General features: G+C 55.5%; 13 protein-coding genes and 1 tRNA gene. 5 read left to right on the top strand and 9 right to left on the bottom strand.

The window, feature by feature from the left end:
• Nucleotides 1-121 precede the first annotated feature (121 nt).
• The 5 genes from GOX75_RS18115 to GOX75_RS18095 are packed head-to-tail and all read right to left on the bottom strand — an operon-like array spanning nucleotide 122 to nucleotide 4,916.
• Nucleotides 122-880, bottom strand: a complete 759-nt coding sequence (locus GOX75_RS18115) for an SDR family NAD(P)-dependent oxidoreductase (RefSeq protein WP_171125433.1) — start codon at nucleotides 878-880, stop codon at nucleotides 122-124.
• A gap of 18 nt (nucleotides 881-898) precedes the next feature.
• On the bottom strand, nucleotides 899-1,720 hold the full coding sequence (locus GOX75_RS18110; RefSeq protein ID WP_171125431.1) for an ABC transporter permease: 822 nt from the start codon (nucleotides 1,718-1,720) through the stop codon (nucleotides 899-901).
• A gap of 7 nt (nucleotides 1,721-1,727) precedes the next feature.
• Complete coding sequence (locus GOX75_RS18105; RefSeq protein ID WP_171125429.1) at nucleotides 1,728-2,579, bottom strand: ABC transporter permease; 852 nt, start codon at nucleotides 2,577-2,579, stop codon at nucleotides 1,728-1,730.
• Between the two features lie 38 nt (nucleotides 2,580-2,617).
• Nucleotides 2,618-3,781 (bottom strand): PotD/PotF family extracellular solute-binding protein, encoded by a 1,164-nt coding sequence (locus GOX75_RS18100; RefSeq protein ID WP_171125426.1) that lies wholly within the window; start codon nucleotides 3,779-3,781, stop codon nucleotides 2,618-2,620.
• A gap of 34 nt (nucleotides 3,782-3,815) precedes the next feature.
• Nucleotides 3,816-4,916 carry an ABC transporter ATP-binding protein gene (locus GOX75_RS18095; RefSeq protein ID WP_254428694.1) on the bottom strand — a complete coding sequence of 367 codons (1,101 nt, stop codon included), beginning with the start codon at nucleotides 4,914-4,916 and terminating at the stop codon, nucleotides 3,816-3,818.
• Nucleotides 4,917-5,069: 153 nt separating this feature from the next.
• Between GOX75_RS18095 and GOX75_RS18090 the strand changes: the two genes are divergently transcribed.
• Together GOX75_RS18090 and GOX75_RS18085 are read left to right on the top strand one after the other, a co-directional pair.
• A complete protein-coding gene (locus tag GOX75_RS18090) occupies nucleotides 5,070-5,837 on the top strand; it encodes a helix-turn-helix transcriptional regulator (RefSeq protein ID WP_371808137.1) in 768 nt (255 codons plus the stop codon).
• Nucleotides 5,838-6,073: 236 nt separating this feature from the next.
• Nucleotides 6,074-6,277 carry a hypothetical protein gene (locus GOX75_RS18085; protein WP_058283652.1) on the top strand — a complete coding sequence of 68 codons (204 nt, stop codon included), beginning with the start codon at nucleotides 6,074-6,076 and terminating at the stop codon, nucleotides 6,275-6,277.
• A gap of 220 nt (nucleotides 6,278-6,497) precedes the next feature.
• Here GOX75_RS18085 and GOX75_RS18080 read toward each other — a convergent pair.
• Together GOX75_RS18080 and GOX75_RS18075 are read right to left on the bottom strand one after the other, a co-directional pair.
• Nucleotides 6,498-6,573: transfer RNA gene (locus GOX75_RS18080), tRNA-Ala, on the bottom strand.
• 143 nt (nucleotides 6,574-6,716) lie between these two features.
• Nucleotides 6,717-7,043 (bottom strand): TIGR02300 family protein, encoded by a 327-nt coding sequence (locus GOX75_RS18075; RefSeq protein ID WP_170350278.1) that lies wholly within the window; start codon nucleotides 7,041-7,043, stop codon nucleotides 6,717-6,719.
• Between the two features lie 100 nt (nucleotides 7,044-7,143).
• Between GOX75_RS18075 and GOX75_RS18070 the strand changes: the two genes are divergently transcribed.
• From GOX75_RS18070 to GOX75_RS18060, 3 genes are all read left to right on the top strand, one after another.
• Nucleotides 7,144-7,839 (top strand): M48 family metallopeptidase, encoded by a 696-nt coding sequence (locus GOX75_RS18070; RefSeq protein ID WP_171125423.1) that lies wholly within the window; start codon nucleotides 7,144-7,146, stop codon nucleotides 7,837-7,839.
• A gap of 30 nt (nucleotides 7,840-7,869) precedes the next feature.
• Nucleotides 7,870-8,517 carry a GntR family transcriptional regulator gene (locus GOX75_RS18065; RefSeq protein WP_171125422.1) on the top strand — a complete coding sequence of 216 codons (648 nt, stop codon included), beginning with the start codon at nucleotides 7,870-7,872 and terminating at the stop codon, nucleotides 8,515-8,517.
• Nucleotides 8,518-8,628: 111 nt separating this feature from the next.
• Complete coding sequence (locus GOX75_RS18060; protein ID WP_171125420.1) at nucleotides 8,629-9,756, top strand: lytic murein transglycosylase; 1,128 nt, start codon at nucleotides 8,629-8,631, stop codon at nucleotides 9,754-9,756.
• Between the two features lie 5 nt (nucleotides 9,757-9,761).
• Here GOX75_RS18060 and GOX75_RS18055 read toward each other — a convergent pair whose 3' ends face one another.
• Together GOX75_RS18055 and GOX75_RS18050 are read right to left on the bottom strand one after the other, a co-directional pair.
• A complete protein-coding gene (locus GOX75_RS18055; RefSeq protein WP_171125418.1) occupies nucleotides 9,762-10,724 on the bottom strand; it encodes an acetyl-CoA carboxylase carboxyltransferase subunit alpha in 963 nt (320 codons plus the stop codon).
• A gap of 112 nt (nucleotides 10,725-10,836) precedes the next feature.
• Entirely contained in the window at nucleotides 10,837-11,433 is a 597-nt protein-coding gene (locus GOX75_RS18050; protein ID WP_171125416.1) for a LysE family translocator, read from the bottom strand.
• Nucleotides 11,434-11,456: the final 23 nt, after the last annotated feature.

Genomic DNA, 11,456 nt, shown 5'->3' with positions numbered 1-11,456 from the left:
ATCTAAGCGGGCTTTTGTATGATCCGCATCGAATGACCGCACCGAGCCCAAAGCGGACTGAAATGTGCTCGCCAAAATGAATTGCGGCGATAGACATTCTCTTGAGCGGTCTAAACCATCACTAAATGCATTCACCGCCATCGATAACCAGGGCTTGCCCCGTCATAAAAGCGGATTCATCTGAAGCTAAATAGACGATCCCATGGCCAATCTCTTCAACTGTCGCCCATCGACTCATGGGGATCGCCTGCTCGATGTAGCTTTCCAGTTTGGCCCGGCCACCCATCTGCTTTTCGAAGCCTGCATTGAAAGGGGTGTCTACAAATCCTGGACATAGGGCATTGAAACGGATTGCATGGGCAGCGTAGTCGGCTGCCATCTGCCGGACCATCGCAACAGCAGCGTGCTTTGTAGTCGCATAGGCGATCATACCCCGGTCATATTGAACCCCAGAATTGGAGGCCGTGACGATCACGCTGCCTCCACCGTGTGATTTCATATGGGGGACGGCTGCACGCGCGGCAATGAAGTGAGCGCGGACATTCAATGCCCAAGAAGCATCCATTCCATCTGGTTCCACTTCTTCCAGCGTTCCTTCGATCTGCAACCCAGCGTGAGAGTGCAACACGTCAAGACGACCGAAGTTTTTAACTGCTTCGTCTATGGTTCTGGTAAGGGCATCGTCGTCGGTCACATCAAGCTGTATGGCAGATGCTTGATTTCCCTGTGCAACGATCGCGGCCACAGTGGCTTCAGCAAGTGTTGCATCGCGATCGGTTACCACAACATGCGCACCCTCTTGTGCCATTGCCATTGAACCCGCCCGACCAATTCCTGATCCCGCGCCCGTCACGAGCGCGACCTTACCTGCAAGCCGCATGTCACTTGGCTCCTTTATTTAATCATTCGATTTTGAGGCGCCTCGGCGCAAAAGCAGCTGCGCTGCAATGAGCAACAAGAGCGACGCGCCCATAACCATAGTGCCGATGGCATTGATCTCGGGCGTTACGCCGCGCCGGATGGATGAGAATATGTAGATTGGCAGGGTTGTTTCTGAGCCAGCTACGAAGAACGCGATGATGAAATCATCAAATGAGAAAGTGAAGCTGAGCAGGAAGCCTGCCAAAATTGCCGGTGCTATCAACGGCAGGGTCACCTGTCGAAAGGTGCCCCAGGGCGTCGCAAAGAGGTCAGCCGAAGCTTCCATGAGCGCGCGGTCCATACCCGATAGCCTTGCACGTACGATGATTATGACCAGCGCCATTGTGAACATGGTGTGTGCGGCGACAAGCGTGGGCATCCCCATGGAAAGTTGCGGGGGATTTGCTCCATCGGGCCATAGGCTTGCAAGAAGCGGGTTTAGCCAACCGAATACGGTGACGAGGGCAATGAGTGTCGCGATGCCGATGACGATACCAGGTATCATTATCGCAATATAAATCATCGCATCAAACAAAGTTCGGAGCCATCCCGTAACCCCTTGTAAAGCGATGGCCGCCATGGTTCCGAGAGTGGATGCGAGGCACGCAGTTATGAATGCCGCAAGCAGACTGGTCTCGAGCGCGTCCATAACAAATGGGTTGTTAAGCGCTTTACCATACCATTGGGTCGAGAACCCCATAAACTGGCTTGCGTGTCGTCCGGCATTAAAGCTGAAAAGCGCGATGATGCCGATTGGAATATAGAGAAAAAGGTAGACGCAAATCGCGTATAAGCGCATCGGACCCTCACATCAGCGAGACATCTTCGCGCTGGCCACCCAGGCGCGAGATGAATTTCATGTAAATTGAGACAGTGACAAGCATCACGACAACCAGAGTCATTGCGACCGCCGATCCGTACGCCCAGTTCCGAGACTGCAGGAACAGGTCCACCAGCGCATTTCCGACGAAAAAGACCTTTCCGCCGCCCAAGATCGCTGGGATCAGAAACTCGCCCATCAGCAAGATGAAGACCAGCATGCAGCCAGTTGCGATACCAGGTACCGACAAAGGAAGTGTCACCTGACGGAACGTACGCCATGGGGAAGAGCCGAGATCAGCCGATGCTTCCAGAAGGCGTTTATCCAGTTTGTCCAAGCTTACAAAAATCGGGAAAACCATCAGAGGTAGATACCCATAGACAATTCCCACAAGCACAGCGAACGGCGTATTTATCAGGCGCACATCGTCGATGCCGATCGACTCCAGTAAAGCGGGCAAGCCACGCCCCCCAAGGATGAAAATCCAGGCGTATGACCGGATCAGGATCGATGTCCAGAACGGCACGATCACCAGGATCAACAGTGAAGTTCTCCACTTTGGTGAACAACGCACCGCAAGAAAGTAGGCGAGCGGGTAGGCAATTACCAACGCAGCGATGGTTCCCAGAGGTGCAAGGATCAAAGTGTTCTTAAACGCCGTCCATCGCGCAGGAAGGTTGGCATATTGTTCCAACGTAAACGCTGGTACGTAGCCTCCGGCGGCACCCCGTTCGCCAAAGGAAAAGACGAAGACGACCAGCAGAGGAAGGGCAAGCATTACCAAAAGCCATATTCCTGCTGGAGCCAGCAACAGTGCTTTTCTGCCTCGTTCGGTCATATTGTCCTCGTCTTTTCCGATATTGGCGGCCTTGCCGCTTAGGCCGACTTGAAGCGGGCGAGCAACTCGGCACGGTTTGGATCGGTCAGCGTAGCCGCTGCGCCGAACTCGAGCGCATTCAGAAGGTCAGCTGCCGGATAAAGGATCGGATCTTCCAGCAGTTCCTTCGGCAGCAACGCATTGGTGCGAGCATCAGCCGATGGATAGCCATGAGCGAGGACTTCCTTCGCATTAACTTCCGGGTTCAGCAGGAAGTCGATCAAGGCATAAGCGGCATCCATATGGGGTGCACCCTTAGGAATAGCGTAGTAGTCGGACCAGAGTTCACCGCCCTCAGTTCCCAGAACGTAGGCGATTTCAGGCATGTCGACATTCATCTGCTTACCGTCACCTGTCCAGCACATCGTCATCCAGGCGTCACCGTTACGCATCGGTGGCTGATAATCCGACGAGATTGCAAACAGATGTGGTTTGGCATCCAGCAACAATTTCTCGGCATCCGCCAGTTCCTTCTCATCGACCGAGTTGAAGGAGTAGCCGAAGTATTTCAGGGCATTACCGATGGTGGTTAGTTGGTAATCATGCACCATTGTCCGGCCTGAGTAACCCGCCATAGTCAGGTCCCAGAACTCTTTCCATGTGGTCGGAGTCGGAGCGCCGTCAAGCTTGCTGGTATTCACTGCAAAGCCAGTTGTGCCCCAGTTTTTTGGCACCGCGTAAAGCTGGCCATCGACAGAACCGGCATCCGAAAAGCGCTGTTCGAATGAACCTGCGTCGTAGTTTGGCAGTTTGGACGTATCGAGCGGGATGATCAGATCTTCACCCACATACGTAGTGATCGTGTAGTTAGTTGGAACGAAAACGTCCCAGCCAGACCCTCCAGCCTGTAGTTTTGCCAACATCTCTTCGTTCGAGCCAAAAACATTGACCTGAACATGGGCGCCAGTGGCTTCCGTGAAGGCTTCGAAGTTCATCTCGTCATGATAGTTCGGCCACGTGGCGAGGATCACTCGGTCGCCAATGTCTCCGGCAGCAAATGCCGGGCGTGGACGCAACCCAGGCATGGCCGTGCCCAGAACGGCCGTTGCCATCCCAAGACCTGTCACGCCTAAGAAATGTCGCCGTGTAACCGAACCCTTTTGGTACCGGCGAAGCTCTTCCATGAACTTTTGCTTGGAAATAGTCCCATTATCCTTGGTCATTGTGAACCTCTCTGTTGTTGGATTGCGGGATTTGTTATTTTTCCAGGATCAGCAGTGCGCCTTCGCCCCATGAAACAAAGGCCTGCTCTCCTGCATTGAACGTCCCCTCGTTCAATTCCGCTTGCCTTGGCACAAGTACGTGGAAATCACCCAGTGCTTCGTTGCGCGCAAGGTATTCTGTGTGCTCCCCAAGGAAGATCCGATTTTGAATGGTAACTGGCAGAGCGATTTCAGCTGCGGGTAGCTCGCGGGTCAGCGTGATCTGTTCAGGGCGGATACTAACGCACACTTCCTGCCCTGCATCTATTGGAATCTCCGGAGTTCCGTGCACCCTTTGGCCACTCGCTAAACGCACGGTGATTTGGTCGGCTGCTGAGTCAGTCACAGTTGCATCAAAGAAATTTGAGGTGCCTACAAATCCAGCCACGTAGCGGCTGCGGGGCATGTCATAGAGTTCGCGTGGGCTGCCAACCTGCACAATACTGCCGCCTTCCATCACACAAATTCGGTCGGACATTGAAAGCGCTTCTTCTTGGTCGTGCGTGACGAGGACAAAAGTTATTCCCAGTTGTCGTTGCAGGTTCTGCAGTTCAAACTGCATTTCTTTTCGAAGCTTTCGATCCAGAGCAGCCATTGGTTCATCAAGCAGCAAAAGCTTGGGCTCGTTTACGATCGCACGCGCCAAAGCGACGCGTTGCTGCTGACCACCAGACATCTCCCAGATGCGACGTGGGCCAAACCCGCCAAGACGGACAGTTTCCAGCGCTTGCTCAACCTTTGTCGTGATTGTTTGTTTGTCTACGCGTGGTCGTTGTTGGCGCAGGCCGTACGCGATGTTGTCGAACACGCTTAGGTGAGGAAAAAGAGCATAGTGCTGAAACACCATGTTGACTGGGCGATGGTGCGCATCCAAGTCGTTGACGACTTCTCCATCGAGCAACACCCGACCTTCGGTTGGCTTCTCGAAACCTGCCAACATTCTAAGCGCAGTGGTTTTGCCGCAACCAGATGGGCCTAAAAACGACAGGAACTCTCCTTTCCCAATGGAAAGATTCAGGTCTTTGGCGGCGACCACATTCCCGAAGGTCTTGGTCACTCCTCGGAGTTCCGCAATCGTCTGCATGGTGACGCTCATGTCAAAGCTCATATACTGCCGTTTTCCTTTTGCTTGATTTTTTGGCATTTGTTGGCATACCACTCAAACAAGGAAAAAGTAACAATAACTCGGAATAACTGTATATACCACAATTGGGGTATAGAGGTGCTTTTCGAAAATCTGGAGCGGCGTGTGTACGATTGGATGGAAGAGGCCGGCAGGGTCGTGGAGAAGATCGGAACCCCAGAATTTCCATGTGCTTTGGCAGATGGCTTACGGCAGGTCGCACCATTCGATTTTACGGTGGTGTTTGGTCATGTCGGAACCGAAGCACCAATAGACCTTCACGACGATTTCCCCAAAGGCAAACGGCGTATTTTTGTTGAGGACTACCAAGCCGGGCCGTACGTACTTGATCCATTTTTTTTGGCCGCGACAAAACCAATTACACCGGGTCTGTACCGCATGCGCGATATCGCACCGGACAGGTTCTATCAGGGCGAATACTATCGCAGCTATTACAAAAGGACTGGGTTAGCGGAGGAGATTGGCTACTTTATCGATATCCCGAGCACTGGGATGGTTGTGGTCTCGCTCATGCGAGCAGAGAAGCCTTTTTCCGCCAAGGAAATTCGTCATTTGCACGCTCTATGGCCGCTCGTTCGGGCAGCCTGTTGCAAACATTGGCGTGACTTTCCAACGATGGCCCGCGGCGCCGCCGCGAATGGCGTTAGTCGTCGCGTCGATCTAGCATTCCAGGCATTTGGCGATGGCGTTCTGACGCCACGAGAACGAGAAGTCGTTGAGTTCACATTGAAGGGCCATTCGGCAGAAGCTGTTGGCACAATTCTCGGCATCTCTCCAGGCACAGTCCGCATCCACAGACGCAACATTTACGCGAAACTTAGGATCAACTCGCAGGGTGAGCTTTTTTCAAAGTTCATTGAAAAGGCGCTTTAAAAGTTTCCTTAAACACCCACTTTATCCGTTTTGCCGACCTTGCTACCTTGTGACCCGGAAAGCACCAACCATTTGGACGGCACTGTCTGATAGCCAAGGAACCCAAAGGGAGAGGGTTGGGACGCCCGGGACCCATGTCGAGCTAAATTAATACCCGAAAACGCTTTCGGGCCATTGTCTATCTTGCCGGATCAGCCGTTTTAAAAATGGCGTCAAGATACGAAAGGCAAAATTTCATGGACGCACCAGTTATCCAGTTGATTTTTATGCTCATCTTGCTGGTTGTCGTGATCTGGCTTTATATCCTGCCGATCACGATGGCAGGGCGGCGCAACCGGTCTGGTTTGATCTGGTTCCTGATCGGTCTGGTTGGATCACCCCTTTTGGCTATTCTTTTGCTGCTGGCTCTGGGTGACGCACCCGAACAACCAACAACCTAATTTTGGGACGATACCATCTGACACTCAAAAGGGCTTAACCCGAGAGTATCTGGACGCCCGTGAGCCATAACGTCCTGCTTAGCGTGTAATAAGGGTGCCAATTGAGACACTATGCTTCCGTAAGTGAAGACAACTATTCTTTCGCATACAGCTTCATTTTGTGTCACACCTGTGTGTCACACCGCTCTAGTGCATACTATCCAGTTGTATTGTTAGGTTTTGGTGGAGCCTAGGGGAGTCGAACCCCTGACCTCTTGCATGCCATGCAAGCGCTCTCCCAACTGAGCTAAGGCCCCATACAAGTACTGCCGAAGCAGTGGACGGACGTTTATGAGACAGTGGCGGTTAGCGCAAGTCCAAAAACAGGCTGAGTGACCAAAAACTTTCAGCCCGCCGTCCGGGACGGTTCGAGGCGGCGCGGGGCCGCCTCTGACCGGAATTAGTTTTCGTCCTCAGACGACATGTCAGTGATGTCGTCCAGCGAGACGTTATCATTGTCGTCGTCATCATCGTCCAGCAGATCGTCGTCCAGTTCAACGTCGACGTTGTCGTCATCATCCAGAACAATATCTTCATCCGACGCGTTCTCACGCGCTTTGGCCGATGCTGCGTCTTCCGCATCTGCGGCGATCATCCGGCTTTTGCCGGTTTCAAGCTCCACGATCTCGCCGGTATAGGGGCTAACGATCGGGTCCTTGTTCAGGTCATAAAACCGCTTACCGGTTGTCGGGCAAACGCGCTTTACACCCCATTCTTCCTTGGGCATGTCAATTCCCCTTGATATCAGGTGAGTTGTATCAACGATTCAGGTCACGTGCCACATGCGGCGGGTACTGTCAAAGCCTTTGAGCAGGAGAAACAGGCATATGGGAGAACACGCACTGCCCGGGACGCCTCCGGTGCCGCTGACATTGCGCAAGTCAGCACGGGCGCGACGGATCAGCCTGCGAATTTCCCAATTGGACGGGCGCGTTACACTGACTTACCCGCAAGGCGTGCCTGAGGCCGAGGCGCTGAACTTTGCACGTATGAAAGAAGACTGGATCCGGCAACATCTTGAGGACAGACCGGAGCTGTCGGTTGTCCAGTTTGGTCAAAGTATCCCGGTCGAGGGCGTCGCACGGCGAATCGTTCCCGCCAGCGGACGTCGTGTGCAGATGGGCACTGATGAAATCGCAGTCCCAAAGGGCGCCGAGGCGCGACGTTTGGGCAGATTTCTCAAGGAACTGGCGCGGGATCGTCTTACCGGGGCGTGCGATGATTATGCGGCCATGTTGGGACGTCCGTATTCCAGCCTGACGATCCGGGATACGCGGTCTCGCTGGGGGTCGTGCAGTTCGACAGGTGGTTTGATGTTTTCTTGGCGGTTGATATTGGCCCCGTCCGATATCCTGCATTACGTCGCGGCGCATGAGGTTGCGCATTTGGCAGAAATGAACCACTCGCCCGCGTTTTGGGCGCAGGTTGAGCGCATTTTCGGGGACTACAAAGACCAAAGACGGTGGCTGCGCGACAACGGGGCGCAGCTTCATCAGTATAGATTCGATACTGCCATGAGTTGACCGCAGGTCAGTTTGTGATCACATGGGGGCATGTTAAGCGCTCGTCCTTCAGAAACCCAAACAGCAACACATGACCGGGTTTACCGTGCCCTGCGCGCCCGTATCATGCACGGTGAGATTTCGCCGGGTCAGGCCCTGACTTTGCGCGGGATCGGCAAAGAGTTTGGTGTTTCGATGACCCCGGCGCGCGAAGCGGTGCGGCGTCTGGCAGCCGAAGGCGCGCTGTTTCTGTCCTCATCCGGCCGTGTCTCGACGCCCGAGTTGACGAATGACCGGATCGAAGAGCTGGCGGCCCTGCGCGCCCTGCTTGAGGTTGAACTGGCAAGCCGCGCTTTGCCTCGGGCGCATATGGCTTTGATCGACCGGCTTCAAAGCATCAACATGAACGTGGCTGAAATGGTCACCAAACGCGATGCTGTCGGCTATATCCGGACCAATCTTGAGTTTCACCGGACCCTTTACCTGAGGGCGCAGGCACCCGCGATGCTGGCCATAGCCGAAACCGTCTGGCTGCAATTGGGACCGACGATGCGCGCTTTGTATGGCCGTCTGCGTCGGACCGAGCCACCGCATTACCACAAGTTGATCATTGCCGCGCTCAAGGCCGGGGATGAACCCGGTTTGCGTCTCGCGGTGCGTTCGGATGTCACGCAGGGTCTGAGGATGCTGGTCAGCTAGGCGACTTGTCGCCGAGCGCCCTGCGTCTGCTCTGACCTGGTTCGTCGTTCTGGTTTAGGGCGCGGCTCTGTTGTACTCTGGACCAAATCACAACAAGAGCAGATTTCAGCCATGATCAATCGTCGAGTATTTTCTGTCGGCCTCGGGTCCGCCCTTTTGACTGCATGTTCCGCAGGGACGCAGTCCAATGCACCTGCATCGCGAATGCGTGCCGTTCCGAACTCGGGCTGGGATGCCTGGGTGGCCGGTTTCAAAGGCCGCGCGGCCGCGCAGGGCATTTCGCAATCCACAATCAATCGGGCCCTTCAGGGGGCGGGTTATTTGCCTGACGTGATCGAACGCGATCGCAATCAGGTTGAGTTCAAGCGCTCGCTCGAAGACTATCTGGCTATCGCCGCCTCGGATGAGCGGATTGAGACGGGTCAACAGATGATGGTCCGCCACGCCGCGACGTTGTCCAAGATTGAAGCGCAATACGGTGTCGACAAAGAGGTTATCGTTGCGGTCTGGGGACTTGAAAGCCGCTATGGTGCCCGCCGTGGTGATGTGCCCGTGATCTCGGCGACCTCGACACTGGCTTATGACGGGCGGCGGGGTGCATTCTTTGAAAAGCAATTGATTGCGGCCCTGCAGATCATTCAGGAGGGCGACACGACGCCCGACAAGATGACTGGAAGCTGGGCAGGCGCAATGGGCCACACCCAGTTCATTCCGACCTCGTACCTTGCCTATGCGGTGGATTTCACCGGCGATGGACGGCGTGATATCTGGTCTGATGACCCAACAGATTCACTTGCGTCTACAGCGGCATATCTGGCCCGCGCGGGATGGGTGCGCGGGCAGCCTTGGGGTGGCGAGGTTGGAACAGTCTCGGGCACGCCGGTCGCGGTTCTGCAGCCGCAAAAGCCGGGGCCAAGTATTGCTGTTTTCCGCAATTTTCAGGTGATCAAGCGGTATAATAATTCGGACAGCTATGCGATTGGCGTCGGGCACTTGTCCGACCGGATCGCTGGCGGTGCGCCGTTCCAGGCATCGTTCGGGCCGGATGCCACGGGTTTGACGCTGGAAGATCGCAAGGAACTGCAACGCCGATTGACTGCCGCCGGGTATGATACGCAGGGCGCAGACGGTGTGATCGGGAATAACACGAAATCCGCCATCAGCGCCTATCAGGGCGCCAAGGGCCTGCCAGTGACGGGCGAACCCTCGGTGGCGCTGTTGCGGCAGTTGGGGGGCTAGGCGCGTTACGCGGCCAGCCCTTTGGAACCGATATCGAGGAATTTTTGACGGCGGTCGCGGATCAGAGCGGCCGCGTCTTTGCCGTCCAGTTCGTTCAGCATTGCGGCAATCGCTGCGCGAACCGAGTCAACCGCAGAGGCGCGATCACGATGAGCGCCACCTTTAGGTTCGGTAATGATACGGTCGCAGACGCCCAGTTTGTAAAGGTCTTGCGCGGTCAGGCGCAGGGCCTCTGCCGCTTCGCGCATCTTTTCCGAATCTTTCCACAGAATCGACGCGCAGCCTTCGGGCGAGATGACCGAGTAAACCGAATGCTCCAGCATCGCCACGCGGTTTGCCGTGGCAAACGCCACCGCCCCGCCCGAGCCGCCTTCGCCTATGATGACCGAAACCAAAGGTACGCCGATTTTCAGGCACATCTCGGTTGAGCGGGCGATCGCTTCGGACTGGCCGCGCTCTTCCGCGCCTTTGCCGGGGTAGGCCCCAGCCGTGTCGATAAGGGTGATGACCGGCAGCCCAAACCGCCCTGCCATTTCCATCAGTCGGACGGCTTTGCGGTATCCTTCGGGCCGCGCCATGCCGAAATTCCGCTCGATCCGTGACTTGGTGTCCGAGCCTTTTTCGTGCCCGATCACCATGACCGGCTGGTCGTTGAAGCGCGCTAGACCACCTATCACGGCCAGATCGTCGGCAAAGTTTCTGTCCCCGGCCAGCGGAGTGAATTCGGTGAACAGTTCCTTGACGTAGTCTTGACAATGTGGGCGTTCAGGGTGCCGTGCCACCTGACATTTGCGCCACGGGGTCAGATCCGCGTAAAGCTCGTCCAGCAGCTTGGCGGCCTTGGCGTCCAGTGCGGCGGCTTCTTCGGCCACGTCCATCTCTTCGTTGGCGCGGGCCAGCGCGCGCAATTCCTCGGCCTTGCCTTCAATCTCGGCCAGGGGTTTTTCGAAATCCAGATACTGGGTCATGACGCCTCTCAACGCGGAATTTCCCTGCTATATGACCTGACGTCGCGCCGGATGCAACTCGGGCAATGCGATCGGCCTTTGTTGCCGTCAGATTTCTTCGCCAAGAAGCCGGTTACGTCGGCCATAGAACGGGGTACAGCGAGGCCACCAGCAATATCGCCATGGTCCAGTTGAACACCGACAACCGTTTCGGGTTAGTCAACACGCGCGCCATCTGCTGCCCCAGAACCGTCCACGTACTGACCGAGGGCAGGTTCACCGCGCCAAAGACCAACGCAACGACAACGATGGCGTTCAGAGTCTGCTCGGGCGTGTAGGCGGTTGTGGCGGTCAGTGCCATGACCCATGCCTTAGGGTTGACCCATTGAAAAGCTGCGGCCTGTAAAAAGGTCATCGGCGTGCCCGAGGTCGCCCCCGCCTTGGCCGGCGCCGCATGAGCGACTTTCCAGGCAAGAAACAGCAGATAAAGGACCGAGGCGGTTTTCAGGATCGTATAGCTGATTGGGAACCGATCAAAGACCTGCACCAAACCGGCCCCGACAAGCAGAACCATCACCGTAAAGCCCAATCCGATCCCCAACATGTGCGGGACTGTCCGGCGAAAGCCAAAGTTCGCACCCGATGCCATCAGCATCAGGTTGTTTGGTCCCGGTGTAATGGACGAAACAAAGGCAAACGTGATCAGGGCCAGAAGAATCTCATATGTCATGAATGGGATAATTACTGCGCATA

This window comes from Ruegeria sp. HKCCD7251, from assembly GCF_013031165.1.
GTDB lineage: Bacteria > Pseudomonadota > Alphaproteobacteria > Rhodobacterales > Rhodobacteraceae > Ruegeria.
The sequence above is the reverse complement of the archived record's forward strand: the minus strand, read 5'-3'. Positions and strand labels throughout refer to the sequence as shown.

Coding starts and splice junctions, on each gene's coding strand:
- GOX75_RS18115 (WP_171125433.1), bottom strand. CDS start 880: ATGCGGCTTGCAGGTAAGGTCGCGCTCGTGACGGGCGCGGGATCAGGA.
- GOX75_RS18110 (WP_171125431.1), bottom strand. CDS start 1,720: ATGCGCTTATACGCGATTTGCGTCTACCTTTTTCTCTATATTCCAATC.
- GOX75_RS18105 (WP_171125429.1), bottom strand. CDS start 2,579: ATGACCGAACGAGGCAGAAAAGCACTGTTGCTGGCTCCAGCAGGAATA.
- GOX75_RS18100 (WP_171125426.1), bottom strand. CDS start 3,781: ATGACCAAGGATAATGGGACTATTTCCAAGCAAAAGTTCATGGAAGAG.
- GOX75_RS18095 (WP_254428694.1), bottom strand. CDS start 4,916: ATGAGCGTCACCATGCAGACGATTGCGGAACTCCGAGGAGTGACCAAG.
- GOX75_RS18085 (WP_058283652.1), top strand. CDS start 6,074: ATGGACGCACCAGTTATCCAGTTGATTTTTATGCTCATCTTGCTGGTT.
- GOX75_RS18075 (WP_170350278.1), bottom strand. CDS start 7,043: ATGCCCAAGGAAGAATGGGGTGTAAAGCGCGTTTGCCCGACAACCGGT.
- GOX75_RS18070 (WP_171125423.1), top strand. CDS start 7,144: ATGGGAGAACACGCACTGCCCGGGACGCCTCCGGTGCCGCTGACATTG.
- GOX75_RS18065 (WP_171125422.1), top strand. CDS start 7,870: ATGTTAAGCGCTCGTCCTTCAGAAACCCAAACAGCAACACATGACCGG.
- GOX75_RS18060 (WP_171125420.1), top strand. CDS start 8,629: ATGATCAATCGTCGAGTATTTTCTGTCGGCCTCGGGTCCGCCCTTTTG.
- GOX75_RS18055 (WP_171125418.1), bottom strand. CDS start 10,724: ATGACCCAGTATCTGGATTTCGAAAAACCCCTGGCCGAGATTGAAGGC.
- GOX75_RS18050 (WP_171125416.1), bottom strand. CDS start 11,433: ATGACATATGAGATTCTTCTGGCCCTGATCACGTTTGCCTTTGTTTCG.